14 protein-coding genes and 1 pseudogene are annotated in these 17583 nt (G+C 62.1%); 5 read left to right on the top strand and 10 right to left on the bottom strand.

Translation table 11 applies throughout. The annotated features are described in order from the left end of the window. Positions 1-180 precede the first annotated feature (180 nt). Positions 181-864, top strand: coding sequence for a helix-turn-helix domain-containing protein (locus tag IHE39_RS14335; RefSeq protein ID WP_184772065.1), 684 nt, complete (start codon positions 181-183; stop codon positions 862-864). A gap of 45 nt (positions 865-909) precedes the next feature. Here the strand turns inward: IHE39_RS14335 and IHE39_RS14330 are convergent, their stop codons facing one another. Further along, positions 910-1842 carry a LysR family transcriptional regulator gene (locus IHE39_RS14330; RefSeq protein ID WP_192566952.1) on the bottom strand — a complete coding sequence of 311 codons (933 nt, stop codon included), beginning with the start codon at positions 1840-1842 and terminating at the stop codon, positions 910-912. A gap of 85 nt (positions 1843-1927) precedes the next feature. On the opposite strand from IHE39_RS14330, the gene IHE39_RS14325 reads away from it, so the two are divergent. Next, complete coding sequence (locus IHE39_RS14325; RefSeq protein ID WP_192566951.1) at positions 1928-2797, top strand: NmrA family NAD(P)-binding protein; 870 nt, start codon at positions 1928-1930, stop codon at positions 2795-2797. A gap of 128 nt (positions 2798-2925) precedes the next feature. Here the strand turns inward: IHE39_RS14325 and IHE39_RS14320 are convergent, their stop codons facing one another. The 7 genes from IHE39_RS14320 to IHE39_RS14290 form a co-directional block, all read right to left on the bottom strand. Further along, positions 2926-3966 carry a heme-dependent oxidative N-demethylase family protein gene (locus IHE39_RS14320; protein WP_184771798.1) on the bottom strand — a complete coding sequence of 347 codons (1041 nt, stop codon included), beginning with the start codon at positions 3964-3966 and terminating at the stop codon, positions 2926-2928. A 44-nt stretch (positions 3967-4010) separates the two neighbouring features. After that, the gene (locus IHE39_RS14315) at positions 4011-4976 is read right to left on the bottom strand and encodes a 2Fe-2S iron-sulfur cluster-binding protein (protein WP_192566950.1); all 966 of its coding nucleotides are present in this window, start codon (positions 4974-4976) and stop codon (positions 4011-4013) included. Then, positions 4973-5566, bottom strand: a complete 594-nt coding sequence (locus IHE39_RS14310) for a dimethylamine monooxygenase subunit DmmA family protein (RefSeq protein WP_343070090.1) — start codon at positions 5564-5566, stop codon at positions 4973-4975. Before IHE39_RS14310 ends, IHE39_RS14315 begins: the two co-directional genes overlap by 4 nt. A 19-nt stretch (positions 5567-5585) precedes the next feature. Further along, positions 5586-6719 (bottom strand): aminomethyl transferase family protein, encoded by a 1134-nt coding sequence (locus IHE39_RS14305; RefSeq protein ID WP_192566948.1) that lies wholly within the window; start codon positions 6717-6719, stop codon positions 5586-5588. Between the two features lie 297 nt (positions 6720-7016). After that, entirely contained in the window at positions 7017-8696 is a 1680-nt protein-coding gene (locus IHE39_RS14300; RefSeq protein ID WP_192566947.1) for a formate--tetrahydrofolate ligase, read from the bottom strand. 55 nt (positions 8697-8751) lie between these two features. Beyond that, the gene (gene folD / locus IHE39_RS14295) at positions 8752-9645 is read right to left on the bottom strand and encodes a bifunctional methylenetetrahydrofolate dehydrogenase/methenyltetrahydrofolate cyclohydrolase FolD (protein WP_192566946.1); all 894 of its coding nucleotides are present in this window, start codon (positions 9643-9645) and stop codon (positions 8752-8754) included. A 279-nt stretch (positions 9646-9924) separates the two neighbouring features. Further along, a complete protein-coding gene (locus IHE39_RS14290) occupies positions 9925-11634 on the bottom strand; it encodes a trimethylamine N-oxide permease (protein WP_192566945.1) in 1710 nt (569 codons plus the stop codon). Positions 11635-12122: 488 nt separating this feature from the next. Between IHE39_RS14290 and IHE39_RS14285 the strand changes: the two genes are divergently transcribed. After that, positions 12123-12773 carry a response regulator transcription factor gene (locus IHE39_RS14285; RefSeq protein ID WP_184771496.1) on the top strand — a complete coding sequence of 217 codons (651 nt, stop codon included), beginning with the start codon at positions 12123-12125 and terminating at the stop codon, positions 12771-12773. Positions 12774-13167: 394 nt separating this feature from the next. Here IHE39_RS14285 and IHE39_RS14280 read toward each other — a convergent pair whose 3' ends face one another. Further along, complete coding sequence (locus IHE39_RS14280; protein ID WP_192566944.1) at positions 13168-14529, bottom strand: trimethylamine monooxygenase; 1362 nt, start codon at positions 14527-14529, stop codon at positions 13168-13170. A gap of 239 nt (positions 14530-14768) precedes the next feature. Between IHE39_RS14280 and IHE39_RS14275 the strand changes: the two genes are divergently transcribed. After that, positions 14769-16004: an ABC transporter substrate-binding protein gene (locus IHE39_RS14275; RefSeq protein WP_343070089.1), complete on the top strand. Its 1236-nt coding sequence runs from the start codon at positions 14769-14771 to the stop codon at positions 16002-16004. Here the strand turns inward: IHE39_RS14275 and IHE39_RS14270 are convergent. Continuing rightward, positions 15987-16712: a FadR/GntR family transcriptional regulator gene (locus IHE39_RS14270; protein WP_192566942.1), complete on the bottom strand. Its 726-nt coding sequence runs from the start codon at positions 16710-16712 to the stop codon at positions 15987-15989. The two genes, IHE39_RS14275 and IHE39_RS14270, sit on opposite strands and share 18 nt — an antisense overlap. Positions 16713-17015: 303 nt before the next feature. Here IHE39_RS14270 and IHE39_RS14265 point away from each other — a divergent pair. Next, positions 17016-17583 (top strand): annotated as a pseudogene (locus IHE39_RS14265) (aminomethyltransferase); the annotation flags it as partial.

Raw genomic sequence — 17583 nt, 5'->3', positions numbered from 1 at the left:
CAAGGCTTTGCCGTGGAACGGCTTTTGCGGCGGCCTGCCCATTCGCTATGCATTTTGCCCGCAGTTTGATCGGCGGCCCTTGAATCTTTTGTAAAGAAATTTTACCATGGGTGAACTGACTATTTTGTGAGCTTTTCAACGAGGGATAGCTGCGTGAAAGATGACCGTTTGTCAGCCGTGATGACTGCCGACGGCAAGAAGGCACCCGCCCCGGTACCGACAAAGGCTCCTCCGGTACCGCTGCACCAGGATCCGCACGCCATCCGCGACACCCCGGAAAAGGTGCTGGAAGTGGCGCTTGGCCACGAGGTTCGCGCCTTCCGCAAGAAACTCGGCATCACCGTCGCCGACCTTGCTGCCATGACCAACATCTCGCTCGGCATGCTGTCCAAGATCGAGAACGGCATCACCTCGCCGTCGCTGACGACCCTGCAGGCCCTGTCGCGCGCGCTCGGCGTACCGCTGACGGCGTTCTTCCGCCGCTTCGAGGAGGAACGCAGCGCCGTCTTCGTCAAGTCGGGCGAGGGTGTCGACGTCGAGCGCCGCGGCACCCGCGCCGGGCATCAGTACAATCTGCTCGGCCATATCGGCTCCAACACCGCGGGCGTCGTGGTCGAACCCTATCTGATCACGCTGTCGGGGGATTCGGATGTGTTTCCGATGTTCCAGCACGAGGGCATGGAGTTCCTCTATATGCTGGAAGGCGAGGTCGTTTACCGCCACGGCAGCAATCTCTACCGCATGACTCCCGGCGACAGCCTGTTCTTCGACGCCGACGCACCGCACGGCCCGGAAGAGCTGACCACCTTGCCGATCAAGTACCTGTCGATCATCTCCTACCCGCAAGGCAGTTCGGGCGACTAGCGCATCCTCGATGACCGCGGAGCCGGTTTGAGGCGTTTTGCAGCCTCAGCCTTCAGCTTTAATTGCTGATGACATATCCATTGCCGCCGCGACAATGGTCCGTCTCAACCATACGTGCCTGGGCGCGTCTTGCTGGCGCGCATGCCAGGCAAGGCTCATCGTGAAAATCCGGAGATCGAGTGGCGGCGGCAACGATACGAAACGCCTCATGTTGGCGGCCGCTCGCGCCAGGCTCGACGGCAGGGTCATGATGAGGTCGGAGCGAGCGGCGATCTCGACCGCCGCGAAGAAATTCGGCACGCGCAGCTTCACCCGCCGCGTTCGTCCCATCAGCGCGAGTGCTTCATCGACAGGTGCCGGTCCGACGCCGGTGACGCTGACCACGATATGTTCGAGCGCCAGAAAGCGGTCGAGAGTGAGTTTTTCGCTGAGCGCTGGGTGATGTGCCCGCATGAGCGTCACCAGTTCTTCGTCATAGAGGCGACGTCGGTGGATGCCGGCCGGCGCATCGTCGATCAGCGCCACCATCGCATCCGCGCTGCCGTGCTCCAGCATGTCGAACCTGTTGGGATCAGGCGCGACGATATCGAGATCGAGGGACGGTGCCTCCTGGGCGAAGCGGGCGAGCAGATGCGGCACGAGCGCTGCGGCCTGGAGATCGGGTATGAGAAGCCGGATCCGACCCGTCGCCGTCGCGGGCTCGAACGTATTGCCTTCCAGCATTTCGCCGACGCCGGCCAGTATTTTGCGGAGGGCAGGGCGCACCTCTTCGGCACGGGCGCTGAGGACATAGCCGCCGGGTCCGTCGACCAGCAGCGCGTCCGAAAACAGCGCGCGCAAACGCCCGAGCGCCCGGCTCGCTGCCGGCTGGCTCATGCCGAGCCGCTGTGCGGCCCGTGTGACGCTCTTCTCGTCCAGCAGCGCTTCGAGCGCCACCAGCAGGTTGAGGTCGATCCGGCGTAAATCCACTTCGCGCATGCTAGGTATATACGACATGCATTGGACGCATGGAAAGCCTGCGCATATCCATTCCTTCATCGAGAGATCTGACGGAGTGGCAATCATGTATGTTGTGCTTGGAGCAAACGGACGGGCCGGCGGCGAGGTAGCGCGCGCCCTGATCGAACGCGGCGAGGCCGTTCGTGTCGTCCTGCGCCGCAAGGAGCAGGGTGAAAAATGGACAGCCTTCGGTGCGGAGGTGGCTGTCGCTGATATCGACGACGCCGACGCCATGGCCGATGCGCTGAAGGGCGCGCAGGCCGCGTTCCTGCTCAATCCGCCGCCAGCGAGCGGCGACCCCTTTGCGCGGACCGAAGAACTTGGCGCGGCACTGGCCGATGCAGTGCGGCGGGCGCGTCTGCCTAAGATAGTTGTCCTGTCTTCCATCGGAGCGCAGCACGCCTCCGGCACCGGCGTCATCGCTACCCTCAATCGGTTCGAGGCTCTGCTTGACGGGGCAGCACCGGCGACCGCCTTCCTGCGGTCGGGCTATTTTGTCGAGACCTGGGGCGAAGTGGCGGAAACCGTCATGTCGGAAAGCGTGCTGCCAACCTTTCTCGAACCCTCCCAAAAAATCCCGATGGTGAGCACGATCGATGTCGGGCGCACGGTGGCAGCCCTGCTCTGCGAGGAATGGACCGGCAAGCGGGTCGTGGAGCTCAGCGGACCGGAAGACTGGAGCGCCGGTGATGTGGCTTCGGCCTTCGCGGATGTTCTCGGGCATCCGGTCAAGTCGATGCTGGTCCCGCCGGAACAGCGCGCTGCGATACTTGCCGGGGAAGGTGTGCCCCACGAGGTGGCGCGCGCGCTTCTCGGCATGTTCGAAGGGATCGCCAACGGCCTGTTCGTGCGCCAGGGCGACAGTGAACAGCGGCGCGGCACGATTTCGCTGGCGATGGCGGTAGAGCGCCTAGTCACAACGGGCGGCCGCTGATCCTCAGCCAGGCAGCGCGTCCCGGAGTTCACGCGGTTCGCGGCTGGCAGCACGAAAACGAAATAGGAGGCGATATCATCGCCTCCTATTTCGTTGGCCGGGGCTCAGCCCCTTCGAGGCCTGCCGTCCTAGTCCGGGCTGAAGCCCGGCGAGGTCGGGGCGCCGTCGTCATGTTTCGACAGCCACTCGACGGTGGTCTGGCGATAGCGGGTCAGGCCCTTGTATTCGGCGAGTTCGACCGGCAGGTCGCGCAGCACGCGGTGGAAGCGGCGTGCCCATTTCGGTACCGTCACCAACTCGTCCATCTTGAGCAGGTAGCAGCGGATCGGAAAGACCAGCGCGTTGGAGCGCGGCAGCCGCCAGAAGCTTTGCAGTTCGACGCGTAGGTGAACCTTCTGGCCGACATTTTCAGGCGTCACCGTCAGGCGGTCGCCGCCCCATTTGTGGAAGTTCTCGGGGCTGGTATCGAGGCGCGGATTGATCGTCATCGTCCAGTTCAGGCGCCGCGCCGGTTTGCCCTGCTGGATGTTGGTCAGGTACTTCAGGGCACGGGTGAAGACGCCCATTTCATGCGCCAGCGGCACGGGTGCGTGCCATTCGAAGAAGTTCATGCCGATGTCGAAGTCGAGCGACCAGTCGGCCTGCGTGGTGATCATGCCGGCGTCCATCCAGAGATTGTTGTCGCGCTGGTCGAGGATGGCGAAGTCGCCCTGGCTCTGGCGGGTGATGTACTCCATCGGACCGTAGGGCAAGGTGGAGACGTCACCGAAGGTGAAGGTGTCGTCGATGCCGAGCGGCCGGTTGATCCAGTGCCAGCGGTCACCCTCGCGGGTCAGGCTGAAATGCTCAGGATAGCTCGCGGCCTTCTCCGTCATCAACAGTTCGAGCAGGTCCCAGCCGGCAAGCGTCATGTGCGGCAGCGACTGGCAGCGCAGCGGATCCTCCGCCAGCACCATGGCGCGGTCCTGCATTTCGGAAACATAGTGCTCGTCGACGTCGACCAGATGCTCGAACACGCTGTTCTTCGGTCCCGGCACATGCGGCTCGATGTTGACCGAGTACATGTAGGCATCTTCGTGATAGGGGAAGGGAAACCGCCGGATGTTTTCCGGACTGTTCCTGAAGGTAAAATCGTCGCGGAACGTTTCTTTCCTGAAGTTAATTCCCATCAATTCCTCCCTCTTCCGAAGCGTTGAACGCGCCCCGGGATGTTCTACCGTTCCAGGACCAGCGAGCGGCCCTCGAAGCGCGAAACGCATGGCATGATCTTCTTGCCCGAGCAGTGCTCCTCATCGCTCAGCCAGTGGTCGTTGTGCTTGAACGTGCCGTCATAGGAAATGACGTTGGTCTCGCACTGGCCGCAGACGCCGCCGCGGCAGAGATAGGGCGGGTCGACGCCGGCCGCCTCGATCGCCTCGAGCAGGCTCTGCTGTTCGCCGACGTGGATTTCCAGGCCGCTGACCGCCAGCCTGACGTCGAATGGCGTGCCTGGCTGCGGTGCCGCGAAATGCTCGTAGTGCACCGAGTCGTCCGGCCAGCCATGGGCGGCGGCGGTGTCGCGCACCCATTTGATCATGCCGGCGGGGCCGCAGACATAGATGTGCGTGCCCAGCGGCTGCGTGGCGAGCAGACGGTCGAGCGGGATGCGCTCGTTGTGCTCGTCGTAGTAGAGGTTGACCCTGTTGCCGTAGCGTTCGCGCAGCACCTCGGTGTAGCTGCCGAGTGATTCCGAACGGCAAGTGTAGTGCAGTTCGAAATTGCCGCCCGACGAGGCGAGCTGGGCGGTCTGGGCGAGGAACGGCGTGATGCCGATGCCTCCGGCGACCATCAGGTGCTTTTTGGCGCGCAGGTCGAGCGAAAACAGGTTCACCGGATAGCTGATGACCATTTCCATGCCGCGCTTGACACGGTTGTGCATGAACAGCGAACCGCCACGGCCAACGTCGTCGCGGCGCACCGAAATCGTGTAGTCGCGCGTGGCAAGCGGCGAGCTCATCAGCGAGTAGGGGTTGAGTCTGGTGGTGTCGCCGTCGCGCATCTCGACGACGACATGGGCGCCGCCTGAAAAGGTCGGCAGGTTGCCGCCGTCGGTACGCTCGAAGTGGAAACGCTTGACCAGTTCGTTGACCGCGACCACTTCGGTCACGGTGACGTTCAGCTTGTTTGTTCCCGCGCTCACCGGAAAATCTCCTCTTTCTGAGGGACCTCGGTCGGATCCTCGGCATTGATGCAGACGCCCTGGAAGGCGGCCAGGCGCTTGGAATAGTGGTCGCGGACAAGAAGCAGCAGACCGCAATGCGAACAGGTCGCCGGCTGGGTGGTGACGTTCTCGGTAATGCCCTTGCAGTGCACGCACTGGATGCGGCGTGCCCACGAACCGCGATGCTCGGTCTGGATCGAGGCGGGGTCGACGCCGGCTTCGATCGCTGCCTGCATCATCTGGCCGATCAGGCCTTCGGTTCCTGCGAGATACATGCGCAGGCCCATATGGGCGTTGGCGAGTGTCCAGGTCAGGCGCGGCATGGCTGCCGCGACCGAGGGGCCTTCATAATACTGGGCCGGCTTCAACGCCTTCAGGGATGCCTGGAAGCTGTCTCCGGTCCGGCCCGGGATGAACATGATATGTGCGTTGGCGAAGAAGTCCTCTGGAGCCTTCTTCGCCAGGTCCAGGATCGCGGACGCCCCTTCGGCGTCCGCGATCAGAAGGTGGCTCTTGCCGGCCTGCGGTGACAATGTTCCGTAGACCGGGCGACTGAGGATCGTCTTCACCGGTGCACTGTCCAAGGTCTCAGCCCTTTGCCGTCCGCTTCAGCTTCTTCGGGTCGTCGAACGGCAGCGACTGCGCCGTTGCCTTGACCGTACCGCTGGTGTTGCGGATTTCCAGCGGCGTACCTACGATGGCGCAGTCGACGTCGAGGCGGGCGATGCCCATCGACTTCTTGACCAGCGGTGAATACATCGCGCAGGTCACGACACCGACCTTCTTGCCGTCGCGATAGATCTCGGCGCCTTCGTCAGCTGGCTTGTCGCTGTCGAGCAGCACGCCGAAGATCTTGAAGCGTTCCTTGCCCTTGAGGCGGTAGTGCTCTTCGGCGCCGCGGAAGCCGGTCTTGCCGGGGCTGACGGTGAAGTCGAGACCGAGTTCCCACAACGTGTCGCCAGGGCCTTCGTTCGCGAACGGGTACTTCTGCGAGTTGTCGTACGGGTAAAACAGAAGGTAGCTCTCGACGCGCAGCATGTCGAGCGTGGTGAAGCGTGTTGGGATGATGCCCATCGACTTGCCTTCCTCGACGATGGTGTCCCAGATATTGCCGGCGTCTTGGCCGCGGCAGAAGATTTCGTAGCCGCGCTCGCCGGTATAGCCGGTGCGCGAGATCATCACCGGCAGGCCGAACAGCTGGGTCTGCATGTGGTGGAAATAGTTGAGGTCGCGGATGCCGGGCACGTGCTTGGCGAGGTAGTCGACGGCGAGTGGGCCCTGCAGCGACAGGTCGTGCAGGTTGTCGTCGAAGCGTACCGAAACGTCGCGGCCGATCGAGGCGCGGCTCAGTTCTTCATGGCCCGATCCCGAGCCGTGCACGACCATCCACGAATTGGTCGAGATGCGGTAGATCACGCAGTCGTCGGTGAACTTGCCGGCATCGTTGAGCATGCAGGCATAGACCGACTTGCCCGGATAGATCTTCTCGACGTCGCGGGTGGTGCACAGGTCGAGCAGGTGCGAGGCGTGCGCGCCTGTTATGTGGACCTTCTTGAGGCCCGAGACGTCCATCAGGCCGGCCTTGGTGCGGATCGCCACATACTCCTCGTCGGCGTCCTTGTCATAAGACCAGGCCGTGCCCATGCCGCTCCAGTCTTCCAGTTTGGAACCCAGCGCGCGGTGGCGATCACCCAACGTCGAAAAACGCCATGAAGCTGTCATTTCCGGTACTCCTCCATATTGTTCCCCGCCTTTGGCCTTGCCTTGAGGCGGGCATTGTTGGGGACATTTGAACCCAAATTTGCCTCTAGGGCAATATCCAAGTGCAAGAATTTTTACTGCTAGGCAACATTTTGCCTAGCGCCGAAGCGCCAGGCACAGGCTGGCCGTGCCGTCCGGAGATGGCCCGGAAGTGGGTAAAAAAAGGCCTGGCACATGAAGTGCCAGGCCTTGAAAGGGCGCTCCGGGCCTGGGGGACAGGAGGGGTGGATTGGAGCGCCTTGGGAGAGAGGTTTTTCCTCAGAACAGTCCTTCGATCTGGCCCTGTTCGTTGAGGAAGATCTTTTCCGATGACGGTGCCTTGGGCAGGCCGGGCATGGTCATGATCTCACCGCAGATGGCGACGATGAAGCCGGCACCGGCTGCAAGGCGGACCTCACGCACCGGCACGACATGGTCGACAGGCGCGCCGCGCAGGTTCGGGTCGGTCGAGAACGAGTATTGCGTCTTGGCCATGCACACCGGCAGGTGACCATAGCCGGCGGCTTCCCAGGCATGCAGCTGGTCGCGCACCGACTTGTCGGCGATCGCCTCCGAGCCGCGATAGATGCGCTTGACGATGGTGTCGATCTTGTCGAACAGCTTCATCTCGTCGGGATAGAGCGGCGAGAACTGCGAGGCACCCGATTCAGCGAGCTGCACCACCTTGTGGGCGAGCTCCTCGATACCGGCCGAACCCTTGGCCCAGTGCTTGCACAGGATCGCTTCGGCACCCATCGAAGCGACATAGTCCTTCATCGCCGCGATCTCGGCATCGGTGTCGGAAACGAAGTGGTTCATCGCCACCACGACCGGCACGCCGAACTGCTTCACATTCTCGATGTGACGGCCAAGGTTGGCGCAGCCCTTCTTCACCGCATCGACATTTTCCTTGCCGAGCTCTTCTTTCTTGATGCCGCCATTCATCTTCATGGCGCGCACGGTGGCGACGATGACCGCAGCTGCCGGCTTGAGGCCCGCCTTGCGGCACTTGATGTCGAAGAACTTTTCCGCACCAAGGTCAGCGCCGAAGCCGGCTTCGGTGACGACATAGTCGGCGAGCTTGAGGGCTGTGGTGGTGGCGACCACCGAGTTGCAGCCATGGGCGATGTTGGCGAACGGGCCGCCATGGACGAAGGCCGGGTTGTTTTCCAGCGTCTGCACCAGGTTGGGCTGGACCGCATCCTTCAAGAGCACCGCCATTGCGCCGTCGGCCTTGAGGTCGCGGGCATAGACCGCCGTCTTGTCGCGGCGATAGGCAACGATGATGTCGCCCAAACGCTTTTCGAGATCCTTGAGGTCGGTCGCCAGGCACAGGATCGCCATGACTTCGGAGGCAACGGTGATGTCGAAGCCGGCTTCACGCGGAAAACCGTTGGCAACGCCGCCGAGCGAGCAGTTGATCTCGCGCAGCGCCCGGTCGTTCATGTCCATCACCCGGCGCCACACGACGCGGCGGGTGTCGATGCCGAGCTCGTTGCCCCAGTAGATGTGGTTGTCGATCAGCGCCGACAAAAGGTTATGCGCGGTGGTGATGGCGTGGAAGTCGCCGGTGAAGTGGAGGTTCATATCCTCCATCGGCACGACCTGGGCATAACCGCCACCGGCAGCACCGCCCTTGACGCCGAAGTTGGGTCCGAGCGACGCCTCACGGATACACACGATCGCCTTCTTGCCGATGCGGTTCAAGCCGTCGCCAAGGCCCACCGTCGTCGTGGTCTTGCCTTCTCCTGCTGGCGTCGGATTGATCGCGGTGACCAGGATCAGCTTGCCGTCCTTGTTCTTGCGTGCATTGGCGATGAACTCGGCCGAGATCTTCGCCTTGTCGTGGCCATAAGGCAAAAGATGCTCGGACGGGATGCCGATCTTGGCGCCGACCTCCTGGATCTGCTTCTTCTTCGCCGCACGCGCGATCTCGATGTCGGTCTTGAATTCGGCCATGACTCTCTTCCCTTGAGTTTGGTTCGATTTCCGCGGAGCCCTCAGGCTCCCAGATTTAAAAACGAGGTGCTGACTGGCCTGCCGTACGGCAGGCGGAGACGACCGTATTGGCCATCAGAAGTGCAATCGTCATCGGCCCGACGCCGCCCGGCACGGGCGTGATGGCGCCGGCCTGTTCGGCAGCACTGTCGTAGTCGACGTCGCCGACGAGCTTCGACTTGCCATTGGCGCCGGCCTCGAGCCGGTTGATGCCGACGTCGATGACGGTGGCGCCCGGCTTGACCCAGTCGCCCTTGATCATCTCAGGACGCCCGACGGCGGCGACAAGGATGTCGGCGCTGCGGCACAGCGCCGGCAGGTCCTTGGTGCGGCTGTGGGCGACGGTGACGGTGGCGTTGGCATTGAGCAGCAGATTGGCCATCGGCTTGCCGACGATGTTGGAACGGCCGACCACAACTGCGTTGAGGCCCGAAAGGTCACGGCCAAGTGCGCGCTCGATCAACAGCATCGAGCCGGCCGGCGTGCAGGGCACGAAGGCGGTGTCGAGTTCGCCGGTGCCGAGCTTGCCGACATTGGTGAAATGGAAGCCGTCGACGTCCTTGTCGGCCGAGATCGTCTGGATGATCTTGCCGGCGTCGATATGGTCGGGCAGGGGCAGCTGGACGAGGATGCCGTGGATCTTGGGATCGGCGTTGAGCTTCTGCACCAGCGCGACGAGATCGGCTTCCGAGGTGTCGGAGGGCAGTGCGTGCTCGACCGAATGGAAGCCGCATTCCTTGGCCTTCTTGCCCTTGGAGGCGACATAGACCTGGCTTGCCGGGTCGTGGCCAACAATGACCACCGCGATGCCGGGAACGATGCCGGTCTCGGCGGTCAGCTTTTCGGCTGCGATCCGGACCTTTGTCACCACATCGGCGGCAACTGCCTTGCCATCGATTACCGTCGTCATCCTATTCCATTCCTCCCAGGCGCGCGCGTGCGATCCTATGGCATAAGCCATCGGTTCCAGCCCCGGATTCCACCATCCGGACAGCTTTTTGCGCTGAATTTTCCCGTCTGAATCTATAGCAGCAGACGAGGGTGAAAGTCAACCTTAATGCAAGAATCTTTCATAGAAAGAAATATTGGCCCAGCGCGTTTTCCTCGTGTGAAGCACCTGGGCTGATGCAGGTGCCAAAGGAAAAGGCCGGCTTGCGCCGGCCTTGACCATTGTCAGAAATGCTTGCTGTCAGAGCACGAAGAACCAGTTGGAAAGCAGCACCACCGCGAGACCGGCGACGAGCGTCAGGTAAGGCAGGATGCCGGCCTTCTTCACGCGCAGGTCGCTCTGCTGCATGCCGAGATCCTCGAGCATGTGCTCGGGGAACTTGCCGCGATCCTGGACGTAGTGGCGGTAGCAGAACACCGGGATGATCAGGGCGGCGGTGAACAGTCCGGCCCACAGGGCCATCGGGTTCCACACCTTGGCGCCGGCGCCCATGAAGACGGCGTTGACGTAGGCGAACAGCGCGCCGACCGTGATCAGCCAGGTCGGAGCGCGCCACGGCCGCTTGATGTGGCCGTTGTCCATGCGGTGGATCCAGCCGGAGTTGAGGTTGAGGAAGTTGAAGATGATGTAACCGCAGTTCGACACGGCGAGGATGAAGAAGAAGCTCGTCGCATCCGTCGAGGCGATGGCCAGGACGAACAGGTTGGCGATCAGGTCGGTCCACATTGCACGCGTCGGGGCGCCATGCTCGTTGACGTGGCTGAGGTAGCGCGGCAGCCAGCCGTCGAGCGAACCCTGATAGAGCGTGCGCGACGATCCGGCCATGGCGGTCATGATGGCGAGCAGCAAGGCGAGGATCATCAGCATGACGAGCAGGCTCTTGACCAGCCCGCCACCGCCGACCATGCCGGCCAGTGCATCGGCAACGCCGGAACCGTCGACGATCGGGGTTGCCAGCATGCCATTGAGGCCGAGCACGCCCTGGAAGGTGAAGGGCACGATCATGAACAGCAGCATGCACAGCAGGCCGGAGTAGAAGATCGCCTTGAAGGTGTCGGTCGCCGGGTTCTTGAACTCGCGGGTGTAGCAGACAGCGGTTTCGAAGCCGTAGGTCGACCATGCCGCGATGAACATGCCGCCCAGGATGAGCGTCCAGCCGGCGACGTTCCACGCGCCCGGCTCCGGTGCATAGGCGGCAGCCAGCGGCACGAAGGGCGAGTAGTTGTCCCAGTTGATCTGGCCGGTGATGATCGGCACGATGCCGACGATCAGCAGCGGCACGATGACCAGCAGGCCGACGACCTTCTGCACGCTTGCCGTGCCGAGAATGCCGCGATGCTGGATCGCGAAGGTGATCAGCATCAGGACGGCGCCGATCCAGAAGGTGGCGTTGAGCGAGAAGCCGACCGGACCGAGCGAATGGCTATACAGCGTCCAGGTGCGGATGCCGGGGGTCGCGGCAGCAGTGACCGCGGTCACGGCGTCGGCGGCACTGGTGCCGACATTGGCGGCCAGATACTGCAGCACCTCAGGCGAGGTTTCGGTGAAGCCCGGGATCGGCGCCAGCGCATTGAGGATGTAGGCGGCGGCAATCGAACAGCCGAGCGACAGCACCGGCGACCAGGCGAACCAGTTGCACCACACCGACAGCGGCGCGACGAACTTGGAATAGCGCAGCCATGCGGTCGCGCCATAGACCGAAGCACCGCCCGACTTGTTCGGGAACAGGCCGGCGATTTCGGCATAGGTGAAGGACTGGATGAACCCCATCAGCATGGAGAAGATCCAGATCGCGAAGGCGATGTTGCCGGCAGTGCCGGCGATGCCGCCGATGGAGAACAAGACAAGCGGCGGCACGCCGCTGGCAACCCAGAAGGCGCCTCGCCAATCGATTGTCCTGTGAAGCTGGCCGGCGGTATCCGCCGGACTGATGTCCGTAACAGCGCTCATTGGTTCAGTTCCCCATTGATTGAGAATGCCCGTCGTCCAGCCCCGGCTTTTCCGGTTTTCATGGCACGGCGGCAGTTTCCGCTTAGGCTTCTTTTTTTCCTCAAAGTGAAGTTTGTCCGAATTCGAAGCGCCGTCAAGCTATTTTGTCGCAGCGTAAGGCCAATCTTCACCGCTCGTACCCCGGTTGGAAAAATGGCCAACGCTCAGGCCCCTCTCTGGACAGCCGCGACCTACCCGGACGGGTAGGAAAGGCGGTTTTGCGCCGTTTGCCGGCTTGGCGGTCCATTCGACGGCAAAAATGCCGCATCCACTGGAATGAAAAAATCATTCATGATATGAATTGTACTGAAGGGGTCGATCTCGGGCAGGACCGGAGGAGGATCGGCCCAGCGCAAGAGACGTCGGCAAGAGGTGCGTACACGAACATAGGCGGGAGGAACATGAACGCCGAATGGAAGGGTCAGCGCCATGGCATCGGGATTGAGGTGATGCCGGTGGCGAAGGAAAACAGGTTCAGGGTTCTGATCGCCGAGCGCAACCCGCTTGTCATCGCAGCTCTTGGCGACATGCTTTCGCGCGACAGCCGCTTCGAGCTGGCCGAAAGCGTGCAGACCGGAAAAGCCTTTGTCGATGCGGCTTCAGCGGCGGATCCCCTGTTCGATATCGCGGTGCTGGGCTGGCGGCTGCAGGACATGGATTCCGGCGAGGTGCTGGCCGAGATGCAACGGCGTGGCGTTCATGCCCGTGTGGTGATCTTCTCCAACGACCACGACATCTCGATCCTCAAGCAATGCGTACGCCTTGGTGTGCAAGGCTTCTGCTATCAGTTCGACGATCCGGCAATCCTGTTCGACACGCTTGTCGCGGTCGCCCATGGCCGGATCTGCATTCCCTACATGGATGTGTCCAAGATCAATGATACGCCGCTATCACGGCTGACCGCGCGCGAGCGCGAGCTGCTGTCGGTGCTGGCCGATGGCTGGACCAACCTGCAGATCGCCGCGCGTACCGGAATTTCGGAAAACACGGTCAAGTACCACCTCAAGAATCTGTACGACAAGCTCGACGTCCGCAACCGGGCGATGGCGGTGGCGCTTTATGCCAGCGAGAAGAACCGCGGGCCGAGCTTCAGTTCGTAGTAGCCATCGACTTCAACTGGATGGGCTCAGCCCTTTCGAGGGCGAGCCCATTCGTGTTCGCGCCAGGTCGAGGCACCGCCTCGGCGCCTCGCACGTCTCTTTGACACCAATCTCCGGGGGTACTCCCTCACAGGAATAGGGTTCCTCGGCCGCCATGAAATGGAGGCGGGGCGGCTTGAGCGGTCGACGAAGTGAAGTCAGGCGGCGAGCGAATTGGACCGGACGACCTACCCTCAATGGTGTTCGCTTCAACATCTGAAACCGCGCAGCCGGACACGCTCCCGCGCGACCTTCATCGTCGTGCCAGAGCGGTGAAGGCGCGCAAAAGCGATGCCGCCCCGGCCGGGGCGGCGTTTCATGTCAGGAAAGTCGAGCGGCCCGGTTGGGCCGGCCGTTACTCCGCCGCTTCAGCTGTGCTGAGGTAGGATTCCAGCGAGTCGTCGAGCGCGTCCTTCCAGGGCGTGTGATGGGCCGGTGCCATGGTTCCAGTGATGACCGATTTGTAGGAGTGGTTGCGAAACTCCATGATGCCTTTCTTCTTGTGTTCCTTCCACTCGAAGAAGGCTTCGTTGGCGCCGTCGACGTCGAAACTCGGATAGTCGGTCTCTGCGATCAGCTCCTTGACGTACTCGCCCTGATATTCGATCGCGTCATGCGAGTCCTTGCCGGCATCCTCGCGAACGACGCGGTCCGCGACGTCGGCGACCATCGCCTGCTTGCTGTCAGGCAGCTTGATGCGGCCCAAAATGACGTCGCGCGTCCACCATGCCTGCGCGTCGAACATGTTGAAGGTGAACCACTGGTCCTGCATGCCGAGATAAAACATCGCCGGATTGTGGACATAAGCGACGCCCTTGTAGAGGTCGGCTGTCGCCAGCCGGTTGGCGGTCCTGAGCCTGAGGTCGTCGGGCAGGAACGGGAAGTGATGCTTGTAGCCGGTGCACAGGATGATCGCGTCGATGCGCTTGGTCGATCCGTCCTTGAAGGTCGCGGTGTTGATCTCGACCTTCTCCAGCAGTGGCCGCTCTTCCCAGTTGTCGGGCCATTTGAAGCCCATCGGTGCCGTGCGGTAGCAGTTGGTGATCGACTTGGCGCCGTACTTCCAGCATTGCGAGCCGATGTCCTCGGCCGAATAGCTGGTGCCGACGATCAGGATGTCCTTGCCGGCGAACTCGCGTGCGTCGCGGAAGTCGTGGGCGTGCAGGATACGGCCGTTGAAGCGGTCGAAGCCAGGGAACTCTGGCACGTTCGGGGTCGAGAAATGACCAGAGGCAACGATGACGTTGTCGAATTCCTCGGAGTAGCAGTGATCCTTGGGTAGGTCCTGGACGGTGACGGTGAACTTCTTGGTCTCTTCGTTCCAGGTCACCATGCGCACGGCGGTCTCGAAGCGGATCCACTTGCGCACGCCGGCCTTGTTGACACGGCCCTCGATGTAGTCGAACAGCACCGCGCGCGGCGGGTAGGAGGCGATCTGCTTGCCGAAGTGCTCCTCGAAGGAATAGTCGGCAAACTCCAGGCCCTCCTTGGGGCCGTTCGACCAAAGATAGCGGTACATCGAACCATGTACCGGCTCGCCATACTGGTCGAGGCCGGTGCGCCAGGTGTAGTTCCACAGCCCACCCCAGTTGGCCTGCTTTTCGAAGCAGACAACTTCCGGGATTTCCGCGCCCTTCGCCGCGGCCGACTGGAATGCCCTCAACTGCGCCAGACCCGACGGTCCGGCACCGATCACGGCGACACGCTTGGCTGTCATGGTTTCCTCCTTTTGGTATAGACCAAATTTCGTTATTGGTTCCTCTGGTTCAGTTATGTTGCCTGCCATTATACCAATTTGTCAACGACGTGTTTCCTGTGAGGAAGGAAAATTTCGCGAGGTTGGGATGAAGCGCTCTGTTTTTGGTGGTACTCACTGATATGCCGAATTCCAGCTTTGCCCATCGACTAGCCGTTTCCAGCGTCCTGCCCCGGCTGTCGGTCGGCATGCCGGACGCCGTGAACATTGGATTCCTGGCACCGCTCAGCGGTCAAGTGGAATCCTGGGGCCTGCCCGGATTGCATGGTTGCCGGATCTGGGAGGACTGGCTGAACAGGACCGGCGGCCTGCTGATCAACGGGCGCCGCTATCCGATCAAGATCCTCGATTTCGATTGCGGCTACGATGCCGGGCGAGCAGCGGAAGGCGCGCGCCATCTGATCGAACGGCATGACGTAAAGCTGCTGATGACGCTGGGCGGAGACACGTTGGCTGAGATCAGGGACTATCTGAGCCAGCGCAAGGTCCTGACCTCGACCCTGCTGCCGAGCGACCTGTCGCCTGATACGCCATACCTGATCGCGCCCAGTGAGCTGCATCCGATCTTCAACGTGACGGGGGTGGAGTGGCTGGCGCAGGCGCGGCCGGAACTGCGAACGGTGGCGATCTGCAGCCAGACCGACGCGCTCGGCCTGCCGTCGCTTGCAACCTATCGCGCGGCCTTCAAGGCGGCCAAGCTGGGTGTCACCAAAGAGATCCAGTACGACCCTGCTACGACCGATGCTGCCGCAATCGTCCAGCCGATGCTGGATTCAAACCCTGATATCCTGTGCTGGTGCACCAGCTATACGCCCATGGTCCATGCGATGACCGAGTATGCCCATGCGCAGGGCTTCAAGGGGCAGATCATTTCCTGCACACTCGACTATTATGACCAACTCGTTGCGCGGACTTCGGTCGAATTCATGGAAGGCTTCGTTTTCCAGTTTCCGGATTTCGACGACGAGAGGCTGACCGACAAGACGTTCTTCTTCAACCAGCCGAAAGGCTTCTTTGACGAGTACAACAGCCGTTTCCCCGGCACCTGGACGGCGGTGAGCTGGGAATATGTCGCCATCCTCGACATCTGGCATGCGGCGGTCGAGAAATCCAACAGTGTCAATCCTGCATCCGTGCTGGCGGCCATGAAGCAGCTTGGCCACGTCACCCATGCGTTTGGTCCGGCGCATTGGTGGGGCGAGAGCATGTTCGGGATCGACAACGCGCTGGTCGGAGATTGGCCGGTGGTGACGTTGAAAACCGGCAAGGCGAAGATCGCCGCCTTCGGCTCGATTCCGCGCTGGCTCAAACGCCATGGCGGCCTGCTCAAGCAGGAGATGTCGGACCTGGGGCAGCTGTGGGAGCAGCGCCTGCGAGCGAGCGGCAATGGCACCGCCCTGCAGGCGCGAACGCCGGAATCAATCCTGCAGAAGTAGCTTCTGCTCTTCGACCAGGTGCAGCTTGATGAACTCGACGGATCGCTCGACGTCGCGCGAGGCAATCGCGTTGAACAGCGCGTTGTAGCGCTGCTGGTATTCGAGGATACGCTTCGGTGACAGATGCCGGCGCAACTGCGTTGTACGGAAGCTCACCCTGCAGGCCTCGATCGCCAGGTTGTAGCAGGATGCCAGCAAGGGGTTGTGCGTTCCCTCGGCGATCTTGCGGTAGATTTCCTCTTCGCATTTGACGAAAGCGGCGACGTCGGTGTGCACGTTTTCGATCTTCGACATCAGCTGTTCGAGTTCCCAGACCTCGCGCGGGGTCATGTTGATGACCGCGAGGCGGACCATTTCAGGTTCCAGGATGCCGCGCACGACAAGATGATCCAGCGGGCTGGTTTCCAGCGCGACCGAGTTGTCTGCTCGCTCCGGCACCTCTTCCGAACGGTAGGTGACGAAGCTGCCGCTGCCGGGGCGCCGCTTGATGACCTTGCGGTCTTCCAGCACATCCAGCGCTTCGCGCACCGTGTTGCGGGCAACTCCCATCTCCGAGGCCAGCGCCCGTTCCGAAGGCAGGCGCGTATCCAGCGGGTATTCTTCCGACTGTATCTTGGCAAACAGCCGGTCGAGCACGGTCTGCACCGTCGCTCCCACCGAATAGGAGGCGATGATTTGCGATGTGAGTTGGCCGGTTTCAACCTTCATTGCGCGACCTTGCATGTCAGCTCTGCCTCATGGCTGCGGCAGCGGACGAACCCTACCGCAGCGCAGTCCAAGTTTGAAATACTTATCGAATCTGGTCCACTAACACGGTTGAACGGGCCGGGACAATCGCACGGCGGACGGCAGGCAAATGGTCCCCGATATCGCCGGGAGGCGACCTTCGGGATGATCACCTCACCTCATTTTCTGGTAGCGCGATGAAACGAAGCCTTGCGACGGCGGCAAAATTGAGTATTCTTCTGACTGAAATAACTTTACACACAGGCAAATTTTGACGAGGTGGCGATGACAATTTCAGTCTATCCCGAAATTGCGGCCGGCCCTCCGCGTCCGAGCCTGATCCTTCAGCCTGGGCTTTTGCTGCCCGGCATGGAGCGCTACCACGTGCCGGGCTTGGGTGCGGTGTTGATCGACATCGAACCAGGCGACCAGCTGAGCGTGCGCAATCTCGAAGGCGGCCAGCCATGCGAGCTGGTGGCCTTCGACGCTGCCGGCCGCGCCGATCCGGGCATTTTGTCGACACGCTCGAACAGCGATGCGGCGGGCCTCAAGGCGCTGCTTGTCGATGGCGACGACAGTTTGCAGAAGTTGCGTCTGGGGCTCGCCCGCCGCAAGCTCGAGCTTGGCCGGGTCGAAGCGCTGCGCTTCTTCGACGGGTCGACGCCGGCCGGTACCGAGGAGAGTTTTGTCGCTGCCCGCGCCGGTTCGCTGGTGGTGGCAGCACCCGGTGCTGCGATGGCGGTCGACGGCCATGACACCTCGACACCCCTGGTGGTGATGGTCAAGCGGGCCAGGGTCCGCACAGCCCCTGTTGGTTTCGACCTGCCCGATCCACTCGCCGATCCGGTGCTCG

Source organism: Aminobacter carboxidus, from assembly GCF_014863355.1.
GTDB classification, from domain to species: Bacteria; Pseudomonadota; Alphaproteobacteria; order Rhizobiales; family Rhizobiaceae; genus Aminobacter; species Aminobacter carboxidus.
Note: the sequence above shows the minus strand (reverse complement) of the source record. Positions and strands in the feature narration are given on the sequence as shown.

Excerpts from the sequence above, each read along its gene's own strand:
- IHE39_RS14335 (WP_184772065.1), top strand. The coding sequence starts at position 181 with ATGACTGCCGACGGCAAGAAGGCACCCGCCCCGGTACCGACAAAGGCT.
- IHE39_RS14330 (WP_192566952.1), bottom strand. The coding sequence starts at position 1,842 with ATGCGCGAAGTGGATTTACGCCGGATCGACCTCAACCTGCTGGTGGCG.
- IHE39_RS14325 (WP_192566951.1), top strand. The coding sequence starts at position 1,928 with ATGTATGTTGTGCTTGGAGCAAACGGACGGGCCGGCGGCGAGGTAGCG.
- IHE39_RS14320 (WP_184771798.1), bottom strand. The coding sequence starts at position 3,966 with ATGGGAATTAACTTCAGGAAAGAAACGTTCCGCGACGATTTTACCTTC.
- IHE39_RS14305 (WP_192566948.1), bottom strand. The coding sequence starts at position 6,719 with ATGACAGCTTCATGGCGTTTTTCGACGTTGGGTGATCGCCACCGCGCG.
- IHE39_RS14300 (WP_192566947.1), bottom strand. The coding sequence starts at position 8,696 with ATGGCCGAATTCAAGACCGACATCGAGATCGCGCGTGCGGCGAAGAAG.
- folD (WP_192566946.1), bottom strand. The coding sequence starts at position 9,645 with ATGACGACGGTAATCGATGGCAAGGCAGTTGCCGCCGATGTGGTGACA.
- IHE39_RS14290 (WP_192566945.1), bottom strand. The coding sequence starts at position 11,634 with ATGAGCGCTGTTACGGACATCAGTCCGGCGGATACCGCCGGCCAGCTT.
- IHE39_RS14285 (WP_184771496.1), top strand. The coding sequence starts at position 12,123 with ATGCCGGTGGCGAAGGAAAACAGGTTCAGGGTTCTGATCGCCGAGCGC.
- IHE39_RS14280 (WP_192566944.1), bottom strand. The coding sequence starts at position 14,529 with ATGACAGCCAAGCGTGTCGCCGTGATCGGTGCCGGACCGTCGGGTCTG.
- IHE39_RS14270 (WP_192566942.1), bottom strand. The coding sequence starts at position 16,712 with ATGAAGGTTGAAACCGGCCAACTCACATCGCAAATCATCGCCTCCTAT.